Source organism: Paraburkholderia sp. MM5482-R2, assembly GCF_050436125.1.
Taxonomy (GTDB): Bacteria; Pseudomonadota; Gammaproteobacteria; order Burkholderiales; family Burkholderiaceae; genus Paraburkholderia; species Paraburkholderia tuberum.
Genome location: NZ_JBNDLP010000003.1, coordinates 2,245,299 through 2,268,121 on the forward strand (window position 1 = coordinate 2,245,299; position 22,823 = coordinate 2,268,121).

General features: G+C 59.3%; 18 protein-coding genes. 7 read left to right on the forward strand and 11 right to left on the reverse strand.

Annotation, left to right across the window (positions count from 1 at the left end):
* Positions 1 to 320 precede the first annotated feature (320 nt).
* Both OKW37_RS32325 and OKW37_RS32330 read left to right on the forward strand, forming a co-directional pair.
* The gene (locus OKW37_RS32325) at positions 321 to 1,052 is read left to right on the forward strand and encodes a DNA-binding protein (protein WP_429404340.1); all 732 of its coding nucleotides are present in this window, start codon (positions 321 to 323) and stop codon (positions 1,050 to 1,052) included.
* Positions 1,053 to 1,154: 102 nt separating this feature from the next.
* Positions 1,155 to 2,657 (forward strand): tyrosine-type recombinase/integrase, encoded by a 1,503-nt coding sequence (locus OKW37_RS32330; protein WP_429510021.1) that lies wholly within the window; start codon positions 1,155 to 1,157, stop codon positions 2,655 to 2,657.
* A 107-nt stretch (positions 2,658 to 2,764) separates the two neighbouring features.
* Here OKW37_RS32330 and istB read toward each other — a convergent pair whose 3' ends face one another.
* From istB to OKW37_RS32345, 3 genes are all read right to left on the reverse strand, one after another.
* The gene (gene istB, locus OKW37_RS32335) at positions 2,765 to 3,583 is read right to left on the reverse strand and encodes an IS21-like element helper ATPase IstB (RefSeq protein WP_063500950.1); all 819 of its coding nucleotides are present in this window, start codon (positions 3,581 to 3,583) and stop codon (positions 2,765 to 2,767) included.
* Positions 3,580 to 5,079, reverse strand: a complete 1,500-nt coding sequence (gene istA / locus OKW37_RS32340; RefSeq protein ID WP_429401526.1) for an IS21 family transposase — start codon at positions 5,077 to 5,079, stop codon at positions 3,580 to 3,582. Before istA ends, istB begins: the two co-directional genes overlap by 4 nt.
* A 252-nt stretch (positions 5,080 to 5,331) precedes the next feature.
* Entirely contained in the window at positions 5,332 to 5,769 is a 438-nt protein-coding gene (locus OKW37_RS32345; protein ID WP_429403348.1) for a hypothetical protein, read from the reverse strand.
* A gap of 21 nt (positions 5,770 to 5,790) precedes the next feature.
* Here OKW37_RS32345 and relB point away from each other — a divergent pair, with 21 nt between their 5' ends.
* Positions 5,791 to 5,994 (forward strand): type II toxin-antitoxin system RelB family antitoxin, encoded by a 204-nt coding sequence (relB, locus tag OKW37_RS32350; RefSeq protein ID WP_429403349.1) that lies wholly within the window; start codon positions 5,791 to 5,793, stop codon positions 5,992 to 5,994.
* Between the two features lie 558 nt (positions 5,995 to 6,552).
* Here relB and OKW37_RS32355 read toward each other — a convergent pair.
* Both OKW37_RS32355 and OKW37_RS32360 read right to left on the reverse strand, forming a co-directional pair.
* The gene (locus OKW37_RS32355; RefSeq protein WP_429403350.1) at positions 6,553 to 7,218 is read right to left on the reverse strand and encodes an AbiEi antitoxin N-terminal domain-containing protein; all 666 of its coding nucleotides are present in this window, start codon (positions 7,216 to 7,218) and stop codon (positions 6,553 to 6,555) included.
* An 11-nt stretch (positions 7,219 to 7,229) separates the two neighbouring features.
* Positions 7,230 to 7,697 carry a hypothetical protein gene (locus OKW37_RS32360; RefSeq protein WP_429403351.1) on the reverse strand — a complete coding sequence of 156 codons (468 nt, stop codon included), beginning with the start codon at positions 7,695 to 7,697 and terminating at the stop codon, positions 7,230 to 7,232.
* Between the two features lie 150 nt (positions 7,698 to 7,847).
* Here OKW37_RS32360 and OKW37_RS32365 point away from each other — a divergent pair, with 150 nt between their 5' ends.
* The gene (locus tag OKW37_RS32365) at positions 7,848 to 8,225 is read left to right on the forward strand and encodes a helix-turn-helix domain-containing protein (protein ID WP_429403352.1); all 378 of its coding nucleotides are present in this window, start codon (positions 7,848 to 7,850) and stop codon (positions 8,223 to 8,225) included.
* 439 nt (positions 8,226 to 8,664) lie between these two features.
* On the opposite strand, the gene OKW37_RS32370 is transcribed toward OKW37_RS32365, so the two are convergent.
* Positions 8,665 to 9,174, reverse strand: a complete 510-nt coding sequence (locus OKW37_RS32370; RefSeq protein WP_429403353.1) for a hypothetical protein — start codon at positions 9,172 to 9,174, stop codon at positions 8,665 to 8,667.
* 111 nt (positions 9,175 to 9,285) lie between these two features.
* Entirely contained in the window at positions 9,286 to 10,179 is an 894-nt protein-coding gene (locus OKW37_RS32375; protein ID WP_429403354.1) for a DMT family transporter, read from the reverse strand.
* 581 nt (positions 10,180 to 10,760) lie between these two features.
* Here OKW37_RS32375 and OKW37_RS32380 point away from each other — a divergent pair.
* Positions 10,761 to 11,651: a glutamate/aspartate ABC transporter substrate-binding protein gene (locus OKW37_RS32380; protein ID WP_429403355.1), complete on the forward strand. Its 891-nt coding sequence runs from the start codon at positions 10,761 to 10,763 to the stop codon at positions 11,649 to 11,651.
* A gap of 128 nt (positions 11,652 to 11,779) precedes the next feature.
* Here OKW37_RS32380 and OKW37_RS32385 read toward each other — a convergent pair whose 3' ends face one another.
* Both OKW37_RS32385 and OKW37_RS32390 read right to left on the reverse strand, forming a co-directional pair.
* Positions 11,780 to 13,093, reverse strand: a complete 1,314-nt coding sequence (locus OKW37_RS32385) for an MFS transporter (RefSeq protein ID WP_429403356.1) — start codon at positions 13,091 to 13,093, stop codon at positions 11,780 to 11,782.
* 102 nt (positions 13,094 to 13,195) lie between these two features.
* A complete protein-coding gene (locus OKW37_RS32390; protein WP_429403357.1) occupies positions 13,196 to 14,434 on the reverse strand; it encodes an amidohydrolase family protein in 1,239 nt (412 codons plus the stop codon).
* Between the two features lie 324 nt (positions 14,435 to 14,758).
* Here OKW37_RS32390 and OKW37_RS32395 point away from each other — a divergent pair, with 324 nt between their 5' ends.
* Positions 14,759 to 16,003: an amidohydrolase family protein gene (locus OKW37_RS32395; RefSeq protein ID WP_429403358.1), complete on the forward strand. Its 1,245-nt coding sequence runs from the start codon at positions 14,759 to 14,761 to the stop codon at positions 16,001 to 16,003.
* A gap of 197 nt (positions 16,004 to 16,200) precedes the next feature.
* On the opposite strand, the gene lhpH is transcribed toward OKW37_RS32395, so the two are convergent.
* Together lhpH and OKW37_RS32405 are read right to left on the reverse strand one after the other, a co-directional pair.
* Complete coding sequence (gene lhpH / locus OKW37_RS32400) at positions 16,201 to 17,208, reverse strand: trans-3-hydroxy-L-proline dehydratase (RefSeq protein WP_429403359.1); 1,008 nt, start codon at positions 17,206 to 17,208, stop codon at positions 16,201 to 16,203.
* A 26-nt stretch (positions 17,209 to 17,234) separates the two neighbouring features.
* Positions 17,235 to 18,362: a branched-chain amino acid ABC transporter substrate-binding protein gene (locus OKW37_RS32405; RefSeq protein ID WP_429403360.1), complete on the reverse strand. Its 1,128-nt coding sequence runs from the start codon at positions 18,360 to 18,362 to the stop codon at positions 17,235 to 17,237.
* Positions 18,363 to 18,891: 529 nt separating this feature from the next.
* On the opposite strand from OKW37_RS32405, the gene putA reads away from it, so the two are divergent.
* Positions 18,892 to 22,821: a trifunctional transcriptional regulator/proline dehydrogenase/L-glutamate gamma-semialdehyde dehydrogenase gene (putA, locus tag OKW37_RS32410; protein WP_429403361.1), complete on the forward strand. Its 3,930-nt coding sequence runs from the start codon at positions 18,892 to 18,894 to the stop codon at positions 22,819 to 22,821.
* The last annotated feature ends 2 nt before the right edge of the window (positions 22,822 to 22,823 follow it).

Here is a 22,823-nt window from a genome sequence, read left to right on the forward strand (position 1 = left end):
TCATCAATATTACGCGATACTGTTATGCACAAATTATTTTGTGCAATGCGCCATCATTATTTTGCATTGCGTGCTGCCGGTTAAGCAGATTACGAAAAGAAAAACGTTTTCCGGACCCACCATGCGCGGCATCGCAGGCGCCCGGCGTGTCGCCCGCATGACAGAACGGACTGGCGTGATCCGCGAGGCCAACTCATCCGATAACAGAACTTATCGGATTATCAGGATTTAATTGACTCACAGATTCCATTTAATTACGGAGTGCGCGTAATTAATTGTGGGAATGTTGCGGACTACCGGTTTTGCGCGATAATGACGCCATGGGACGCGCGCCACTCAATTCACCTGAATCCGTCAAGGCCGCAGTCCTTCAGTTATTGACTGAGGGCGGCGTGGGCCAGCACGTCACCCCCCTGTCATTCCGCAGTGCGGTGTCCACCCGCCGCGTGCGCGAGCTGCTCGGCGGCGGCGACCCCGGCTGGATTTCCCGGCAGATCAACGTCGTCAGGGCAGACGTCCTGAGCACGTCGTCATCGCGCGACGTGATCGCGGATCTCCCGGTGGCAGTTGGCGGCGCCATGCGCGCGCTCTGGCACACGGCGCTCGGCGCCGCCGGCGACGAATTCGCCGGTGCGCGCGAGCAAGCCACCCAGGCCATCGAGGCTGCCCGGGGCGAGCGCGACGAAGCCAGCGCGCTGGCCGCGATGCTGCGCACGGAATGCACCGACCTGCGCGACCAGATCGGAGAACGCGAGCGAAAACTCGGAGAGAGCGAAGCGACCGGGCGGTTCGCGACGCAGCGGCTCGACGAAGAGCGCGCACGCAGACAGCAGGCTGAGGCGCAGTTGGACGAGTTGCGGCGCGAGCGCACGCTGGATCGCGAGGAGCACGAGGCGGCTCTTCTGGCGGTGCAGACCGAATATGAGGGGCTGCGCCGGCAGCTGCTACAGGAGACCGATATGCTGCGCCAGACGTTCGTCGAAAACCGGCGCGCGCTGGAGGGTGAGCTGGCCGCATGCCGCCAGTTGATCGAGCAGCTCACGCGCGCGTGACCTGTTTACGCCGCGCGCCGAGGGTGAACCCGCCCCCTGGCCGGGCCGGGCGATCCTGCCCGGCGGCGATAGGCGGACCGGGACTGCACACAGGCCTGTGCGATGACGCCATCCGACTGGATTGATATGCTCGCGGTCCCCCCCAGACCGTTGCCCGCCAAGCTCGACGAGGCTGTCGCGTATCTATCGGACGTCCTGCATGTCCCGGTCTACACCCGCTGGACGCCGTCGGCACTGCTGCAGCGCTACGGCTCCATGCCGGCCGCGAAGGCCGCGTTGCCCGACGTGTTTGCCCTGCTGCTAGCTGGCACGCCCGTAGTCCAGTTCTGGAACGCAGGGCAACTCCAGACCCTGCCGGAAAGCAGGGCGCCGTCGGTTGATATCGTAGTCCACCGTCTGCTGCAGGTGATGCGTGTGCGCTTTCGCCGCGCCACGTCCGACGCGTCGCGACCAGGTGGCGCCGGCAGCGCAAACGCAACGCCTGCCGCGCGTATGGCGGCTTCGGATTCGCTCGATGGCGAGGTCTGGCTGGCTCGCTCGGGACATTTGCTGAATCGCAATGCCGCGTCCAACAGTCTTGGCGTCCAGGATGACGCATCCGCCGTGCGCACCTTCATCCGCGACCGGGCGGGCGCGTCAGCCCATACCCGGCGGGCCTACGTCTGCGAAATCCGCCGCTTCATCCGGTGGTGTGAAGACAAAGGTATCACCGGACCGTTCTCCGGACTCTCTCGGGATGACGTCATCCGGTACCGCGACCAGTTTCCCGCTGCGCAGGCCGCAACGCGGGGCGCCTTGCGCGAACCGGCCGACAGCACCCGCAGGCGCGCCCTGGCGGTGATTCGCAGCCTCACGAGCTATCTGTGGAAGACCGGCTACCTGAGCGCCAATCCGGCCGCCGGACTCGGCAGCACCGCCGCCGCGCGGGCGCAGTTTTCGCCAGACCGCATCCTGCCGGCCGGTGCTGTGCGGGCCATTGATGACTGGTTGCTGGCACGGCTGAACCAGCACGACCCGCCGCCCGCTGCGACGCGTCGCGCCGCGATCGTGGCGGTCTACCGCTTTTCGGGTATCCGGCTCGACGAACTCGCCTGGCGGGATGGATTCCCGCAGCTCGTCGCCGACGAGACAGGGTGGACCATGCACGTCAAGGGAAAAGGGCAGCGTGTCAGGTCGATCCCCCTGCCCGACGCCTGCGTGATGTTTCTGCGCCAGTACCGGCTGGCCTGCGGCCGGTCCATTGATCCTGCGCCCCGGGAAAACCTGCCGCTGATCCATGGGCAACGAAACAACGCGCTTGGACCGAGGGGGCTCTATGACGAGGTCCGCAAGGCGTTTGCAGAAATGGCTGCAAGCGTACCGGAAGCGGACGTCGCTGCCCGGCTCGCGCTGCAGGAGGCCTCCCCGCACTGGCTCCGCCATCTTGTCGGGCGAACACTGGTCATAGACGCCCAGACACCCCTGCCGGTCGCGCAGGTGCTGCTCGGCCACCAGTCCGTGGCGACGACGGCGACCTACGCCCGTGCGGACACCTCCCGCCTGAGGCAGGTCATGCAGGAAAGCTTCGGCATGCCACTTGCCCAGGCAGCGCGCACTTCAGACTGATGGCGAACAGTCTGTTGTTCATTACTGCCTCGGCGTGGATATCGTCAACTACGATGTCCGGTTGCGCGACAACTATGATGGCCGGTCGACGGGGGTAATTGTCGCTGTCAATTGGCTATAGTTGTCGCTCCGTTGTGGTCGTCCGTGGGTAATTGACGCCGCCGCTCTTTCTGTTTGTCGCTGGCGTTGCGGCGCCGATAGCTTTCGACATTCAGCTCGAAGATCGTCGAGTGATGAACAAGCCTGTCTATGGCGGCCACCGTCATGCCGGGGTCCGGGAAGACGTTATGCCAGCCCGAGAACGGCTGATTTGCCGTTATGAGAAGACTTTTGCGCTCATACCTTTCAGCTATCAACTCGAACAGCACGCTGGTTTCAGCCTGGTCCTTCCTGACGTAGGACAGATCGTCCAGGATGATCAGATCGAAGCGGTCGAGTTTGGCGAGTGCCGAGGGCAATTGCAGACTCTTTCGCGCAGCCTGAAGTTTCTGCACCAAGTCACTGGTACGCGTGCATAGAACGCGGTACCCTGCATCGATCAGCGCGTGTCCGATGGCGCTTCCAAGATGGCTCTTGCCCCCGCCAGGTGGCCCAAACAGGAGGATCGTGGCGCCCTTCTCGAGCCACGCATCGCCGGTGGCCAGCGCCATGACGTGTGCCTTCGATACCATGGGCACGACACTGAAGTCGAACGTGGCAAGAGTCTTGGTCGGGTCCAATTGTGATTCGACACGATGACGTTCCAGTCTGCGTTTCGCCCGTTCAGCCAGTTCATGCTCGAACAATACGCCCAACAGTTGCGAGGCTTGCCAGCCTTCTTTATCCGAGCGCTGGGCGAAGTCAGACCACAGCCGACCAATCGTTGGCAGACGCAGTTCATTGAGCATCAGTCCCATGCGGCCGATGTCGTAAGTTGGTGCGCTCATGCGAACACCTCTTCATCAAGCAACGCGTCGTAGATCGAGGCATCCGGCATCTCGACCGACACAACGGGACATTCGGCCTCACGCGGCGCGAATTCGTCGAAGAGCGCCTTCAGATCGGGCAGTTTCCCGAGCGCGAGCAAGGCGTCGAGCCGTTCTGCCAGTTGAGCCTCCACGCCGTGGTTCCCGGCCAGATCGAGCAGGCCCACCATGGTCTTGCAGGCGTTGCGCGGGCTCAGCGCTTGATCCAGGCGTTCCCATGTCCGGCGGTAAGCTTCGCGCGGAAACAGATCGTCACGAAACACGAGACCCCTGAAGGCCTGAGGTTTGCGTTTGAGCGACTCAATAAAATGCCGGTAGTCAATGGCGCGTCCGCGGCCTTTGCTCGTGCGTGTGACGCGCGCCGTGCTGTGTACCAGCGCGCCAGACAGATAGCAGTCAAGCCGATCGTTATAGAGCCGCACCTTCAGGCGATGTCCGATCAGGCGTGACGGCGCGCTGTAGAGGCTGTTGTCCACCGTAAAAGTGCCACAGCGCGTCACGCGCGCCTCGTCCTCGACGAAGTCGGTGGTACGGTGCTCAGGCAGATCCCGCAGGTACTCACGCTCGACCTGGAATGCGGCGGCATTGCGCCGGTTGCGGCGCATCACCACACTGCGCACAAATTCGTCATAGGCTGGCCGGTCGTCGAAATCCCGATGACCGCGCAGTAACAAGGCCTGATCGACCGCTTCCTTCAGCCATCGATGCGAGGATTCGACACTACCGTTCTCGTGGCCCAAGCCTCGATTGTTGCGCGTGCCTTCCATCCCATAGTGCTCAAGCAAGGCCTTATAGCGAACCGTGAAGTCTTCTTCTTCCTGAAGATTCTTAAAGGCGGCCGACAGGCTGTCAGAGCGGTGTTCGCTCGGGCAGCCCCCCGCCTGCCATAGAGCGTTTTGCAAACCTGCCGCAAGAGCCTGGAAGCTCTCTCCGCTATCAACGACGCTGGCGTACTCCCAGCGCGAGAACGCCAGCACAAAGTGATAGAGCATGTGTCCGAACGCGACGCCGGCGATCGTCACACCCAGTTTCTCCATATGCGTGAAGTCGGACAAGCCCCGTACGCCGGGCTGATACGTCTGGGGGAAGAACACTTCCTTGCTGGGCCCTTCCAGCGCACGCCACCGGCTGACATGCCGCTCCAACGTGCGCCGCATTCCGTCGGGGAAGCGACCAGAATGGTCTTCCTGCAGTTTGCGCAGCAAGGTGACCGCTTTGAGTTTCGGGAAACTGCGTAGTAATGGCACGACTTCGCTATCCCAAACATCAGCGAACGGATTGGCGCGCGTGCGCCATTGACGTTCTGGCTTCTGCGAGGGCAACTCAGTGGCGTTCGTCGCGCGACGTGCAGTGCGCACGCTCATACCCGCTTTCGCGGCGGCAACTTCCTGGGTGTGATCTTTGCGCTTGGTCATGTAGAGATGAACCTGTCGATCGGTAATGTGAGTACCAGGCATTGGTTGACTGTTCTTTTAGCTTCAGTCAGCCATCCTAAGCCCCCGCCGAATCGGCGCTGCCGGTGGCTCGTCGTCTGCGGCGGCTACGCCGCCTTCGACTCCTCACCACCGGCCATCATAGTTGTCGCAAAAGCGGACTTCCCAATTGTCGCGCACCACTCGGCGTGCCGCGGACCCAGTGCGCAGAATCCGAGGCATACGCGAGATCGAAATCCCGTCGGCCGCACGGGGCGGCAGGGGCCGGTTGACGATTCACCAGGCCGCCTCGCGATCGCCCAGAAATTCCTCTCGCGCAACCGCGATCACGCGCGTTGGATCGTCAATAAAGATCTCCGCGGGTGTCCGGTCATCGAGCAACGCGTTCGGCGAATACAGCCAGAACGTCCGTCTCCAGCCTCCGCGATCATCTTCGCCGGGCAGCACGGCGAGGAGTCCGGCAACGTCGTGCCGTATGACGCCTGAGCGGTCGAACTGGAAGTCCGGGTAGAGGAAGCAATGCCGGGGCGCCGACCATGCTCCCAGCAGGTCACCGCTCTCTTGCGCCCGGATCGCGTACATTGTGGATTCCGGACCGGGCGCCTTTGCGCCCAGTTCGGCAACCCGGCGAGCGTCTGGCCACCCCTGCTCAAGCAGTTCGTCACGGAACTCGGTCGCCAGCACGGTGCCACGCAATTCATCCTTCGTTACCACCGCATCCCCCTCCAAACGACCATGCTGCGCTCATGGCACACGTCCTTTCCCTCATCGAGCCGGAGTTCGCCAAGGGTTGAAGAAGCCGAGGCGTATGACGCGGGTTTCACATCAAGGGTTCAGGCGTCGCCCGACGACCCGCGTCCCAGCATTCCACATGATCACGTGATGGCCGACATGGAAGCCATCATCCGTGCGGCCGGGCAGAGACGAACTGCCCATTGATATGGGCAGTATATCTGCGTTTGAGGATCGAACCGGACGGGTGGACCATCGAAGTGATGGGTATAGGACGCAAGTTACACGTGATACCACTGCCGGATGGGTGCATGCCTTTTATCAAGCGGTATCGCGTCGCGAGCGGACTGCCGCCGGTTCCCTCGCCAACGGAAACGCTCCCGCTCCTTCAGGGACATCGTGGCGGGTCGCTGGGACGAAGTGGCCTTTACCTCGAAGTAAAGGCGGCGTAGCACGAGATGTCGACCGTACTCCCTGCAACGGAATCTGCCAGTCGCAGCGCCCTGCTGATAGCCTCGCCTCACTGGTTACATCACTCATATGCGCACGCCGCTGGTGGTCGAACAGGGCGTACCGCTACCGGTCGTGCAGATGCTGTTCGGGCACGCATCTGTGCAGACGGCTGCATCGTATGCGAGCACGGATCTCTCTTAGGCTCGACGTTTGTGGCGCGGAGCTTTACTTTGCCTCCGATAGGTTCGCCGTAGAACGGATCTGATCAGGGCAGGAGCAGATGATGGCCCATCGTTTTCACGGTGAAAAGTTTCAGCATACGAGCTGCGTCGCCCACTCGAAATCTTCATCTTCCCCGATAAACTTGAGCGTCCGGACAACATCGCGCCGCAGGCAGTGATCAACCAGTTTTTGCAGTACGTCGAGGCGGATATTTCGCAGCATGCCCACGAGATTGACGTTGTCTTCGCGCAGCCTTTCGTCATGCACAGAACCGGCCAGATATTCGAGGATGGCACGTTCCGTTGCCGCTACCGGCATCCTCACACTACGCGCCGGCAAGGCTGAAATCGCGAACGTCGCCGGCAACGCATCATCGAACAGGCGGTCGTGCTCGTACGTGAGCAACAGCAATTCTTTTGCCCACGAAGGAAATTCGAAGGGCACGGCGCCCCACAAATTGATCCGGGGGCGTGCGTACAGGTAATGGCGTATGCCTCGCATGTCCAGCGCGGCCTTGCCGCTCACATGAAGCCCGGGAATGCGTCGGGCAAAAAAGGCAACTGTGCCCTCGAGCGCCGGCCTATCACCTCTGAGGAGATAGGCGTCGTCAGAAAGTCGCCGCAGCCAGCCGCCTGTTATGAGATCTGATGCTTCGACCGCCGTCACGCCGTATCCGGCGAGGAAGCCTAAATCGAGCGGCTCGCCGCGTGGGGCGAAATCCATCAGAAGCTGGACCACCCGGTTGATGTCCTCCATGTCGGATTCGACTACCTCGCGACCACAATCGGGTCATTGCAATCCTGTGCGTCCAGGTTGAGCGCGATCTGCAATGGGGCGTCGTTGGGAAGGTGATGCTGCAGCCGGGAGCAGTGATTCAGATCACCCTCCCCCGTCCTGTACCAGTAATCATACGTCGGCGCATTGATTTGCTGCTGAGTGAGCAAGCCCGTCACTCGTTGCATTCGCGCAGATGGCCGACCTTCGGCCGGTGCATCCATGACGTACACAGAGAAGCTCCCCGGCGTCAGGTGGCTCGCGATATCGAGAAGCGCCGCCGGGTCGACAACCAGCAACCCGTCGGGAAGAGTGCCGGGCCGGTCCGACTCGGAGGCGGGGAAAACCCAGAAACAGATCGTGTCGTCCGTCCATCCCACACACCGCCACGGCAGGAACGGCTTCGCGATGGCGCGCCGGAAGGCACTCGACTCGGCCCAGTTTGCATCTGTGAACAACATTTATCTTCCTTATGAGGGCACGGGAGGCAGAAACAACGATAAAGCAACAATTAATGTTGCCTACCAATATAAAGCGATGTTATCAGATCAACACATTGAAGAGACCATTCCATGTTGAATGACAACATGGAATGGTGACTTTTGACTGCCGTGAACGAGCAGAAGACCGCAAAGCATCTGGGGCGCGCGTTGGCAGCGGCCCGAGCCGATGCAAAACTGACGCAGGAGCAGGTGGCCGAGCATCTTGGTGTTTTTGTCGAAACCGTAAGCCGCTTTGAGCGCGGCGCGCATTGGCCGACCATCCCGCGTCTGTTGGAGCTCGCGGACCTCTACAAAATTCCGGTCTCGACGTTGCTCACGCGCGCGTCCGACCGACCAACAGATGTCAGCCTGGAGATCGCTGAGCAGCTCGAGCGGCTCAGCAGCGACGATCGCGCGTGGGTGGGGACGCTGGTCAAGGATCTGTGCACCCGGTTACCAGCCGCACATGAACACATAGCGAGCAGCAAAGGTCGCGCGCGTCAGTAACGCGACTTTAGTCGCTCACTCCGCAGTCCACGACCGATGAATTTTTCAGTGTCCCGACAGGATGCGCGCAACCCACATGCCCTATCCTTTGCACTGCTCGCCAGCAACGCGTGGGTCGCCGACCGTCCTTGTTCGCGGAACACTTGCCCCCACGCTACGGGATGACCCGCGTTTCTCGTGCCTGAGACTCGCTGCTGCCATCAAGCCGAGAAGCGGCGCCAAAGAGGATCTGCGGTTGTTCCTGGTCCCGTTGCCGACAAGCGAGTCGTCAACCCTCGAATTACCACTTTCAAGGTCTACCGGACTCCCGCCCATATCGAGTCAGTTGCCGCCGGCCTTAGCGGACGTTCGGGCGAGTAGGGTTCTACGTCAGCAAGGTGGCAGATTGCTGACAGTGGCAGCATCGAGCACCCGCGAGAGTCAATGTAGGCGTGTTCTCTCACGCGGAAGTCGATTCTTCCGCCTTGACAACCCGATTTTCACCCTTTTGGACAACGAGCCGGGCAAGCTGGTGCGGCAAGTCTCGATGCATCTCCTCAAGCAGTTTTCGCAACAACATCGCGCGTAGCCGGATTCTTTGCGAAGACTTACTTTCCGCGGGCAACGGCGGCGCTTCACGCCAGTCAGGCTCTTTGACAAGTTCAGCCAGCTCGGCCGTGAGGTCTTCGTATGCATTTGCGAATTTATCGTCGACATAAAGGCGATGACGCCGTAGTGCGTCTCTCATCTCAATCACTCTGTCGATCTTGCCGTCCAAACCGAAACGCGACTCCTGCACCTGTTCTCGGCTTCTGATAATCAAGTAAGGTATTTCCTTTACCAAAGCATGAAGATCATGGAATGCATTCAGGCGTAACGCGAGCATTTTTTCTGCCACCGTCTTACGCATTTCGGCTTCTAACCGTTCCGTACTCTGCGCACAAGCTAATTCGTCTTTGTACGTCTCCATGTCGCGCGAAAGTTCGTGCTTGTACGCCGCACAGTGAGCGTGCTCGTCGGCTCACTGAACTTAGTGAGGCGATTGCTAAAACGGCAGGATGCTCCGGCCTGGGGTAAAACACTATTTCTCGTGAGAGGCGCCAGATACCGACCCACTAGCAACGAGGATGCTCACTATGACAAGGACTAACGCCACAGCATCGGCTACCCTGAAGGGCTCTTTATTGAAGACTATTCCGTAGAAGCTTGCCGCAACTGGCACCATGGCCGTGAAAACCCCAGCAACGTTCCCGGCCACATGTTGGATTCCTCGCATCCAGAGCCAAAAAGCGAAGACGCTGGCGGCCAATCCATACCACACCGATAACACCCATATCTTCGCGGGTACGTCACCAAAATCAAAACTGGCGAAAGCCACTCCGCCGATGGGTAGCATTAGCAATAGCCCTATCGCATGCGTGTATATGCAGACATCAATGGGACGAAGATTTCGACTTGTCCGACGAGAGTAGATAACATAAAGGGCTTCACAACACACGGCGCCGAAGACGAAGAGATTGCCAACAAGCGTTTCTCGGCCAGATCCGCTTGCGTCACCGCTGCGTGACAGGTTCACGACAACGATACCCGAGACTGCAAGCAAGACCGACACAATCGCCCGAATACCTAACCGCTCACCTAGCAAAATCCAGGCAAAAATCGCAACGACCGCAGGTATTGCGCTTGTCATCACCCCGGCAGCCACGGCACTCGTATGTCGCAGTCCGTTTAGCATCAGGATCGTGAACAGGAAAGTACCGAACAGCGCTTGCAAAAACAGGTTCAGCCAGTCCGAAAAGACAATCTGCCTGATCTTTGACGGACGGATCAATGGACCGAGAACAATCGCGGCAACTACGAAACGCAGTGTCGCAAAAATCGGTACAGGAATGAAATTTATGACTGTCTTCCCTATGCCAACATTGCCCCCGACAAGCAGCATTGCGGTCAACAGTAGTGCGGCGTAGCGGTTCAAGTTCGATCCGAGACATTAGGTTAAGAATCATCGCGAAAAGTCGTCAACGTCGCGATCACGCTAGGCCCATAGTATACGATTTATGCACATGGAATACCCAAAAATCGCGATTTCACCCACATGCACCGGGGCTCCGCTGGTTCCACCTTCTACGGCAATTGAATCGTTCCACCCTCGTGCGTACCCTCAGATGGGGTTTCCCCAGAACCGGCTCGCCTGCTTCTGCTGCCGAGCGCGATGGTCCGTGGATTGCTGTAGTTGGCTCTTCAGAAAGCTGCCCGTGCGGGCGCATCGCCGACTCGATCTACAGCACAAGCGGGGTATCAAATAGCCAGATCGCCGACCCATACACCGGTGAACACCCATCCTGCCGCGCACTGTCGCGCGTGGCTTTAATAATTATTTTCGTATACGATATATATTAACGTATATACTAAAGATCAATGCGCATTGAGCATCTCAATGCGCAGACGTCACGGTCCGCATGCCTTCGACACCTCACCTCCTCTGAAGCTCACAGGTCGAGGAAGCCGGCTCCGACGGACATTTCCAAACTGCCGCAATTCGACCAGGGTGTTTGCATGAAGCCTCACATCATTGCTTGGGCAATATGCGCGTCGACCGTAGCCTCGTCTGTCCTCGCACAAGAAGCGGGCACGCTAGAGAAAGTCAAAAAGGATGGGGTCATCACTCTCGGCGTACGTGAATCATCGGTGCCGTTTTCCTATTACGATGACCAACAAAAGATCGTCGGCTACTCTGCGGATTTGTGCGCTATCGTCGTAGCCTCAGTCAAGCAAAAACTCAACCTGCCCAACCTGACGGTTAAGGAGATACCCACAACGTCGCAGAACAGGTTGCCTCTTATCATTAACGGCACGGTGGATCTGGAGTGTGGATCGACGACAAACAACACGGATCGTGCCAAACAGGTTGCCTTCTCTGACACAATTTTCGTTATCGGAACTAGACTGCTTGTCAAGAAAGCGTCAGGAATCAAGGGATTTTCCGATCTGGACGGGAAAACTGTGGTGACCACCGCCGGCACCACTTCGGAGAAAATTCTCCGGGAAATGAACTACAAGAAGAAGATGAACATGAACGTCATCAGCGCAAAGGATCATGGCGAAGCCTTTCTCACGCTGCAGAGTGGCCGCGCTGTCGCGTTCATGATGGATGATGCACTACTGTACGGACAACTCGCAAAATCGGCAGACGCCAAGGACTTCGAGGTCGTCGGGACGCCCCAGTCATTCGAGGCATATGGCTTGGTGATGCGAAAAAATGATCCGGCCTTCCAGGCCCTCGTCAATCAGTCGCTCGTCAGTTCAATGAAATCCGGAATGATCGAGCAACTTTACAAGAAGTGGTTCATGTCCCCCATTCCGCCAAAGGATATCAACCTGAACTTTCCGATGACAGCAGAGGTTAAAGACCACTATTTAAAGCCGGACGATAAGCCCTACCAGTAAATCGTTTCGAACACGCGACGAGTACTACTACCGTCGCGTGACCAATTCTAGTCAGGTCAGTCATCACAAACGCGTTTCGGAGCATTCGTGCGTGTGACGCGATCCGCTGCATCTGGCGGAGAAAGCACCTATATCAAAGAATCTTTTGACGTTTCCCGCGAACTGAAGATCGTCACGAATGAGACAATTGCGGCGGCCAGCAAGTATCCCGTTGGCGCAAGGGGCGATCCCGTTTTCTGTATCAGAAGCGTTGAGATAACCGGTGCAAAACCGCCGAAGATCGCCGTCGAGAATCCATATCCAATGCCCATCAATGTTGTTCTCGAACGTGTCGGGAACAGCTCCGAGACCGCCGCCGGGCCGGCTCCGCCAAATAGCGCGACGAGTGTCACAAGCACCAGTTGAACAACGACGACAGCGCCGATACTTCCTCCGTCAACAACGACCTTCAGAAGTGGATAGGGCAAAACGATCAAACCAGCGCACGCAGTCAGCAGTACCGGTTTGCGGCCGAATCTGTCGGAGAGGTAGCCTGCGAAAAGCGATGCTGGGGCGAGATAAAGGAGCGTAATCGAGGAAATCCACAGCGTCACTACACGGTCGACGTGCGCGAAGTTCTGAAGGAAGGTCGGCATGAAGAGAATGCAGACATAGTAGCTTGTTGTCCATGAAATGACCGTGCCGAATGCCCGCAGAGCCTGTTTGATCGCTCCAGCGTAAAAAACACGCTCGGCCTTCGCTTGTTGAAAAGTCGGCGCCTCGTGGCTGATGCGTCGACGCATGAAGAAGCCAATTGGAGCGAGCACGCCTCCAAAGAGGAATGGCAGTCGCCAACCCCATTGGGCAACTGAATCAGGAGACAGGCTGAGGGTGATCATCGCCGCCGACAGGGCACCGATCAGAATGCCAACAGCGACTGTTGCTGACTGAACGCTACCAAACAGCCCGCGCCGGTTTTGGGGTGCCCATTCAACCATGAACGCCATTGAACCGGTTATCTCCCCGCCAGACGAAAAACCCTGCACGACCCGGGCAAGCGTGACAAGAATCGGCGCCGCAATTCCGATCGCTGAGTAAGGAGGCACCAACCCGATCGCTACCGTGCTGAATGCCATCAGGATAATGGTAAGCACCAGCGCAGGTTTGCGGCCATGCTTGTCCGAGTATCGGCCGATGATGATGCTGCCAAGCGGGCGAGCAACATAGCCAATACCAAATACAGCGAGAGACGTTAGCAACGAAGCGACCGGAGACGCACTCGGAAAAAAGGTCTTTCCGATAATGCTGGCAAAGTAGGCATAGATCGCAAAGTCATACCACTCGAGCATGTTGCCGAACGAACCAGAGATTATCGCCAGCCTTCGATTCGAGCGGGTCGAAGCCCGAGAGTCTGGTTGTGGTTGCGCGAATCCCTGTGCAGCTCCGCCTGGATTTCTGTTCATAAGGTCACTCTGGCTATTTGAACCACGTTAACGAAATCTTGCAAAACCATCCGAGCGGCGCTGATCAACACCGGCGCCCATAACGTCCGCTCCCGGGCGTACTCAGAGAGCGTTTTTGAAGAACTTGCCACCTTTCATCACGGCGCGAATACTCGTTCCGTCGGCGTCGAACAGCGACAGATCGTGATAGGGATCGCCCTCCACCACCAGCAAGTCCGCATTCGCCCCCAGCACTAATTCGCCGAGCACGCCGGATTGCTTGAGGATCGCGGCGTTTGTGACCGTGGCCGCCCGTATTACTTCTGCATTCGAAAGGACTTTCGCGTGCAATTTGAGCCCGTCGCACTGATAGGCTTGTGTATGCATCGACAGGTCCGTTCCGAACCCTATCGCTACGCCCTCCGCCCGCGCACATTCGAGCGCCATGAGGCCGGCCGCGAGAACCTTCTCGTTTTTTTCCAGGCTTGCGGGGCTCTTGCCAGATTCGCTGCCGAGCGCCTTGTTGACTGCATAGACAATGAGCGTCGGGACCAGAAAGACTTTCTCAGACGCCATCAACCGCGCAGTTTCAGGCGTAAGAAAATTGCCATGCTCGACGGTCCGTATACCGAGTCTGACGGCGCGCCGAATGGCTTCGTCTGAGTAGGCGTGCGCGGCGACGTACACGCCCCAGCGTCTCGCCTCATCGACTGCGGCCTCGATTTCGTCGTCGCGAAACTGGATGCTCTCGAGCGGGTCATTCGGCGACGCGACACCTCCGCTAAGCATCAGCTTGATATGGTCAGCTCCAAGGCGCAGTTCCTCTCTCACTGCTTTCAGGACATCTGGCACGCCGTCCGCCACGCGACTGAAAAGCTCAAGACCGTTACAGCAGGCACACTCGAATACAGGCTCTGTTTTCGTCCTGAAGTCACCGTGGCCGCCCGTCTGACTTATGGCCCGTCCTCCGACAAACAGGCGCGGCGCGTCCAGATAACCCGCATTGACGGCATCACGGGTGCCATAGTCGCCGCCCGCTACATCGCGCACCGTCGTAAAGCCTCGCATCAGCATCCCACGCATGACGAACGCGGCTTTCGCGGTCATATAGGTTTGCGGCACGTCTCGTAGCGCCCCTATATTTCGTTCGTTCATGAACACGTGCACGTGAGCATCAATCAAGCCTGGCATCAACGTACGACCACCCAGATCAATGACCTGTACGCCTTCGCGATCGCCCGATGAATGGTCGAACACCTCGACGACTTTCCCGTCACAGATCCGGATCTCGAACCCCTCCTGCAGCGAGTCTCGCCGCGGGTCCAGAAACAGAAAATTTTTGAAGATCGTGCTCGAATGCATACGCTTTCGGTCTCAGTCGTAGTGCGCTTTACGACGCCCCGTCTACCCGTTGCAACAGCCCTGATGGGCTTGAGGCCCTCAGATGATGATATGCCAATGATATTCGATCGTATCGCCGATCAAAAACATCGTATACCATTAAGTTGGCCAGCGATACCCTCTTTACCTGCGGAGCCCCACGGGAAAGGCCATGTTTACCCGACCGTTTCCTTTCAGCCGAGACAGGTCAGGTCCGCCTACCTCGTGTAGCGTCAGCGGGCACGTGAAATTTGTAGTTGCCGTGAGCACCATTGAACTCTTCGTACCGAATACAGGAACCTGACGATGTCGACCTTGTTCAAGAATGCAAGAATCATTGACGCAGCGCACCCCGGCTCATCTCAGCTGCAGGATGTGTATGTGGCGGACGGAATCATCAGAGCCGTGGGTAGTTCGCTCGATGTCCGCGCAGAAGAAGTAATCGATGTTGACGGTAAGGTGCTCATGCCTGGTCTCATCGATTGCCACGTGCACGTCGTCGCGAGCATGGTCAATCTCGGGCTAAATGCAAAGCTGCCCAACGCGTTCGCCCTGTTCCGTGCGGCGCCCATCCTGCGTGACATGCTCAACCGGGGCTTCACTTCGGTACGTGATGCGGGGGGCGCGGATTTCGCGCTCGCACAGTGCATCGCCGAAGGCCTGATCAGCGGACCGCGTCTGTTCACCTCCGGCAAGGCGCTTTCTCAAACCGGCGGCCATGGCGATTTTCGGGCGCGCATGGATTATTCCTCACCTGACAGTTGCCCATGCGCTCAATATGGATCCATAGGACGGATCGTGGATGGCGTCGATGAACTGCGAAAGGCGATTCGTCAAGAAATCAGACAAGGCGCTACTCAGATCAAGATCATGGCGTCGGGTGGTGTATCGTCGCCCACTGACCCGATCGGTAACCTCCAATTTTCTGATGACGAAATCAAGGCCGCTGTTGAAGAAGCGCGTGCGCATCAGACCTACGTGATGGCGCACGCATACACGGCGCAAGCAATCCGGCGCGCCGTTGCTCACGGTGTGCGCACCATCGAGCACGGTAATCTGATCGACGATGAAACCGCGGCCTTCATGGCAAGCGTGGGCGCTTATGTCGTGCCCACGCTTATCACCTACGAAGCGATGCGCGACGAAGGCGCGGCTCAAGGCTACCCGATTGAGTCGCAGAAAAAGAATGTCACCGTCTTGGGGCGTGGCCTCGATTCACTCAGGATCTACAAGAAACATGGCGTGAAAATGGCATATGGGTCCGACCTGCTCGGCTCAATGCATCAACGGCAGTCGGAAGAGATGCAAATCCGCGCTCAGGTGTACACCCCGTACGAGGTCATCCTTCAGGCTACGAGCGTGGCGGCGGAGGTCCTGAACATGCAAGACCAACTCGGCATCATTGCGGAGGGCGCGATTGCCGACGTCCTCGTCGTAGATGGCGATCCAACAAACGACCTGAGCATTCTGGGCAACCAGGGAGCAAATATTCCTTTGATCATGAAGGATGGCGTATTCGTAAAACGCAACGGAAAGTCGGTCGGTACGTAAAGAGAATGCAAATCCTTGGAAGCAGTTATGGGGTTCTCGATTTTCCCCATCACTGCCTTTCTCGAGGCTTCACCCCCCTTGTGCGGCGCCGCCTAAGTGCTCGGAGCTCGCTCTCTCAGTACTACCCTTGATGTTGGTGCGTAACGGGAGACCGAGCTCGCCGCGAAGGCAGCACGCGCGAACGCAAGAAAATAGTCTTACCGAACAAGGAAGCCATTTGTCAGTGGATCACGCCCGTCAATAATCCAGTTCGCGAAGCCACAGATGTGCGCATGACCCTCGATTTCTGGAATCACCGCATCGATCCCCTCCACCACCGTCGTGCGCAGAACGCGTCCTTTAAAGGTCGTGCCGACGATTGATTCGTTGGTCAGCGTTTCACCCTTAGCCAGCCTTCCTCTTTGATACAGCTGCGCAACACGGCCCGCGGTGCCGGAGCCGGAAGGTGATCGGTCGACTTCACGATCCGCGAAAATGATGCAGTTTGCCTGCGTGGAATCGGCATGGCGCGGCGTATTCGCGATGACCGTACCGTAAATGTGGTTGATCTCCGGAATTTGCGGATGCACAACGGGATACGCGGCGTTCGCGGCCGCTTTAACTTCAGAGCCGAAAAGAATCAGTTTTTCAACTGCACTCTCCCGCACCGGCAGGTCAAACGGCGCACCCTCCACATAAAAATAAAACGCTCCGCCGTATGCAATGTCTCCCGTGACGCGGCCGAACGACGGTGTCTCGACAGAAACGTCTCGCTTCCAGATGAAGGACGGCACATTGACGAAGCGAACCGCACCGGCCCGCTCGCCGTCGTAGCGCACGAATGCCTCGATAAAACCGCATGGCGCGTCTATACCCACCCGCGTTTCCGGGATCGTCCGCTCAACCCAGCCGAGTTCGACTGCCGCTGTCGCCAAGGCGATGACGCCGTGTCCGCAGTGATCGCTGTAACCCTCGTTGTGCACGAAAATCACCCCGAAATCGGCGCTGGGCGAGATTGGATCGGTCAGATATCCTCCGTACATGTCAGCGTGTCCACGCGGCTCAAACATCAGCGCGCGGCGGATTTCATCGGCGTTCGCCTTCATCCACGCGCGCCTCTGGACGATTGTGTCGCCCTTTGCGCGCGGAAGCCCGCTGGTAACGATACGGAACGGTTCACCGCCCGTGTGAGCTTCCACTGTGGAGACAGACCGGTCGAATTTCATGGCTTACGGAGGACGTTGGCGATCTATTACGGCGTATAGGGAACCGGTGCGCCGTTTCGAATCACGTACACGGTGGTCGGTGCGCCTTTCAATTCGCCGTTGTCGGCGAACGAATAGGTTCCAGCGATTCCCTTGTAGTTCGTTTTTGCGAGCTGCGCGATCACCTTCTGCTTGTCAGTGGCGGTCCCGGCTTTTACGATTGCATCCGCGAGCAGCTTCACGCCGTCGTAATAGTTGACGCCATACACCTGCAGGTCCGTGTGATACGTGTCATGGTACTTCTTCACGTACTCGCGCCCTTCAGCCGTTTTATCTGGTGCGACACCCCCTTGTGCGCAATAGACGATCGAGGCGGCGTCACCTGCGACCTTGCCCATCTCAGCGGTACAGATGCTGTCGCCGCCGAGCAGTTTCGCGCGCAAGCCGAGCGCGCGCATCTGTTTGGCCATGGGCGCGCCCTGCGCGTCGTAGCCCCCGTAGAAAATGACATCGGGGTTCTTGCCCTTGATCGACGTGAGGATCGAGCGGAAATCGGTTGCCTGCGAATTCGTGAATTCTTTGCCGACAACCTGGATTCCACGCGCCTTCGCAACTTTCTCAAACTCGTCGGCAACGCCTTGGCCATACGCCGTACGATCATCGATCACGACCGCCGTCTTCGCCTTCAGCGTTTTTGACGCAAAATCCGCCATTGTCCCGCCGAGGGACGAGTCGCTCGCCCCGATCCGGAAGATGTTCTTGAACCCTTGTGTGGTGAGCGCAGGATTGGAGGCCGTCGGCAGCAGAGGCAAATTCGCGCTGTTGTAGATCCGCGAGGCGGGAATCGCAACCCCCGAGTTGTACGGTCCCACCACAGCGACGACACCGCGATCGACGAGGCTCTGCGCAACCTGAACGCCAATCTTCGGATCTGCCTGATCGTCGACGGGTTCGAGCTTGAACGTGACTGGCTTGCCGGCAATCTTCAGATTTTCCTTGTTCAGATCGTCGATCGCCAGCCGCGCGCCATTCTCCGCGTCCTTGCCACCCGCGACCTGCGGTCCAGTCAAAGGAGCCGAAAGGCCGATGGTAACGATTTCCTGTGCACCCGCGCTGGCGGCGGCCATCAAGCCGATTGCCGCGACTGCAACACATACTCCTGACTGCATTTTCATTGTCATCTCCAACGTTTCCCGCGATTTAACGCGTATGGGCTCACACATCTACGGTTCAAAACACCATGCATCCAAAAAAATTGATCCTCTGATTGGCATCCCCATTCACTTGCTCAAAAGACGCTACCGGTTGACCGCAAGACTGATCTGACCAACCGCAGAGACCTGCCTACACCCGCGTCGCAAAGGCGTTTTTTTACGGAAGATCGTATACTCTATGGAAACATAGTATCCGGTTTATTTCGGTTGCGCATCGTTTCAATATCCAGCTTCGTGCCAGGTTTTTCCCTACCCGGGGCTGTGCGTGTCCATCCTGCTTCCGCCGGGAAGGAATCCGGCCGCGCGTTTAAGGAAATCACCCTTCGTCCCAAAAGGGGCCCATCGCCCAAAAGCAGATCCTCGTGATGACCGCCTGCGCAGCTGGGCTCATAAGGTGCAACTTTTTTTGTTTTCAGGTTGCACCCGGCTAGCTTAAAGTATACGATTTTGTCATCATGTTATCTGATAAACAATTCTTTGGAGACTGTCCATGCCCGGCACGACATTGGGGGTCAAGGTTGACGAGCAACTGCGCTCGCGCCTCAAACTGGCCGCCACACGCATCGAACGCACGCCGCACTGGCTGATCAAGCAAGCGATGGTCTCGTACGTCGAGCAGATCGAAAACGGGGCGATTCCTCAGGAGCTTGCGGCCGCGCAAAACGTGGAGACCGACCTAGGGGAGTCGACGCCCTACCCTGAAGAAAGTGCGAATTACCCGTTCCTCGAATTCGCGCAGAACGTGCAACCGCAGTCCGTGCTACGCGCCGCGATCACCGCCGCGTACCGCCGTCCGGAGCCGGAATGCGTGCCGTTCCTGCTAGGGCAAGCGCGCTTGCCGGCGAACCTCGCGGGCGACGTTCAGACGATGGCCGGCAAGCTGGTCGAAACGCTGCGCTCGAAGAGCAAGGGCGGCGGCGTCGAGGGGCTGATCCACGAATTCTCGCTGTCGAGCCAGGAAGGCGTGGCGCTGATGTGCCTCGCCGAAGCGCTGCTGCGCATTCCCGATCGCGCGACCCGCGATGCACTGATTCGCGACAAGATCAGCAAGGGCGACTGGAAGTCGCACATGGGTCAGGCACCGTCGATGTTCGTCAATGCCGCGACCTGGGGCTTGATGATCACCGGCAAGCTGATTACGACCAACAGTGAAACGAGTCTCTCGTCCGCGCTCACACGTCTGATCGGCAAGGGCGGTGAGCCGCTGATCCGCAAGGGCGTCGATATGGCGATGCGCCTGATGGGCGAGCAGTTCGTCACCGGCGAGAACATTTCCGAAGCGCTTGCCAACAGCCGCAAATACGAAGCGCGCGGTTTCCGCTACTCGTACGACATGCTCGGCGAAGCAGCCACCACCGAAGCCGACGCGCAGCGCTACTACGCGTCGTACGAACAGGCGATTCACGCGATCGGCAAGGCTGCTGGCGGCCGTGGCATCTACGAAGGCCCGGGCATCTCGATCAAGCTCTCGGCCCTGCATGCGCGCTATTCGCGTTCGCAGCAGGAACGCACGATGAGCGAACTGCTGCCGCGCGTGCGCTCGCTCGCCATCCTCGCGCGCCGTTACGACATCGGCCTGAATATCGACGCCGAAGAAGCCGACCGCCTCGAAATCTCGCTGGATCTGCTCGAAGCGCTGTGCTTCGATCCGGAACTGGCCGGCTGGAACGGCATCGGCTTCGTGGTGCAGGCGTATCAGAAACGCTGCCCGTTCGTGATCGAATACATCATCGATCTGGCTCGACGCAGCCGTCACCGCATCATGGTGCGCCTCGTGAAGGGCGCGTACTGGGACACCGAAATCAAGCGTGCGCAGGTCGACGGTCTCGAAGGCTATCCGGTCTACACGCGCAAGATCTACACGGACGTGTCGTACCTCGCGTGCGCGAAGAAGCTGCTCAGCGCGCCCGACGCGGTTTATCCGCAATTCGCCACGCACAATGCGCACACGCTGTCGGCGATCTATCACCTCGCGGGCAACAACTACTACCCCGGCCAGTACGAGTTCCAGTGCCTGCACGGCATGGGCGAGCCGCTCTACGAAGAAGTCACCGGCCGCGACAAGCTGAACCGCCCGTGCCGCGTGTACGCACCGGTCGGTACGCATGAGACGCTGCTCGCGTACCTCGTGCGCCGGCTGCTCGAAAACGGCGCGAACACGTCGTTCGTGAACCGCATCGCCGATGAAAACGTCGCGATCAAGGACCTGATCGCCGACCCGGTCGACGAAGCGTCGAAGATCGTGCCGCTCGGCGCGCCGCACGCGAAGATTCCGCTGCCGCGCAATCTGTACGGCGCGCAACGGCTCAATTCGATGGGCTTCGATCTGTCGAACGAGCATCGGCTCGCGTCGCTGTCGTCGGCGCTGCTCGCGAGCGCGCATCATCCGTGGCGCGCCGCGCCGATGCTCGAAGACAACCAGATCGCGGTCGGCGCCGGGCGCGACGTGCGCAACCCGGCCGACCATCGTGATCTCGTCGGCACGGTCGTCGAAGCGACGGCGGAGCACGTGAGCGCCGCGCTCGGCCATGCGGTGGCCGCCGCGCCGATCTGGCAGGCGACGCCGGTCGAGGCGCGCGCGGATTGCCTCGCGCGTGCCGCGGATCTGCTCGAAGCGCAGATGCATACGCTGATGGGTCTCGTGGTACGTGAAGCGGGCAAATCGCTCGCCAACGCGGTTGCGGAAATCCGTGAAGCGATCGACTTCCTGCGCTATTACTCGACACAGATCCGCGACGAGTTCTCGAACGATACGCACCGGCCGCTTGGGCCCGTGGTCTGTATCAGTCCGTGGAATTTCCCGCTGGCGATTTTCATGGGCCAGGTGGCCGCCGCGCTCGCGGCCGGCAACACGGTGCTCGCGAAACCGGCCGAGCAGACGCCGCTGATCGCAGCTCAAGCGGTGCGAATTCTGCGCGAAGCGGGCGTGCCGGCGGGCGCGGTGCAACTGCTGCCGGGCAATGGCGAGACGGTCGGAGCGGCGCTGGTCGCCGATCCGCGCACGCGTGCGGTGATGTTCACCGGCTCGACCGAAGTCGCGCGTCTGATCAACAAGACGCTGTCCGGCCGACTCGATCCGGATGGCAAGCCGATTCCGCTGATCGCCGAAACCGGCGGCCAGAACGCGATGATCGTCGACTCGTCGGCGCTCGCCGAGCAGGTCGTCGCCGACGTGCTGCAGTCGTCTTTCGACTCCGCCGGTCAACGGTGTTCGGCGCTGCGCGTTCTTTGTTTGCAGGACGATGTCGCGGACCGCACGCTCGAAATGCTGACGGGCGCGATGCGCGAACTCGCGCTCGGCAACCCGGATCGGCTGTCGACCGACGTCGGCCCGGTGATCGACCTGGACGCGAAGCGCGGCATCGACGCGCACGTCGCGGCGATGCGCGATAAAGGCCGCAAGGTCGAGCAACTGCCGATGCCGGAAGGCACCGCGCAAGGCACCTTCGTGCCGCCGACGCTGATCGAACTCGACAGCATCGACGAACTGAAGCGTGAGGTGTTCGGCCCGGTGTTGCACGTGGTGCGCTATCGCCGCAGCCAGTTCGACAAGCTGCTCGAACAGATTCGCGCGACCGGCTACGGCCTGACGCTCGGCATCCACACGCGGATCGACGAAACGATCGCGCACGTGATCAGCCGTGCGCACGTGGGCAACATCTACGTGAACCGCAACGTGATCGGCGCGGTGGTGGGTGTGCAGCCGTTCGGCGGCGAAGGTCTGTCGGGCACGGGTCCGAAAGCGGGCGGCGCGCTGTATCTGCAGCGTCTGCTCGCGACGCGTCCGGCTGGCCTGCCAAAGTCACTAAGCGATGTTTTGCGTGCAGTTCCGCAGGCCGATCTCCCGGAACCGACACGGACAGCCCGAGCCGCGCTCGCGACACTGCGCAATTGGCTCATTGCCGAGCACGAACCCGCCCTCGCTGCACGCTGCGAAAGCTATATCGGCCAGGTCGCCGTCGGCATGTCAGTTGATCTCGCAGGCCCTACAGGTGAACGTAATACGTTCGCCCTGCATGGCCGGGGCACGGTCCTGTGTGTAGCCTCCACCCAAACTGGTGCCCTCTCACAGCTTGCCGCCGTCATTGCCACGGGAAATCGCGCGCTGTTTATCGGTAAGGCAGGTAAGGAACTCGTCGCCAACCTCCCCGCGTCGCTGAGCCAGCACGCCGAAGCAACAAAGCAGATTGACGTGCAGTGTGACGCAGCACTCTTCGAAGGTGACAGCGACGCGTTGCTCGCACTCTCGCAAGAACTCGCGAAGCGTCCGGGACCGATCCTGACGTTGCAAGGCACTTCAAGTCATGCACGGCCAGAAACTGAAGGTGAATATGTGCTGGAACGGCTACTCGCGGAACGGTCCGTAAGCGTCAACACAGCCGCCGCCGGGGGAAATGCAAACCTCATGACGATTGCTTGATA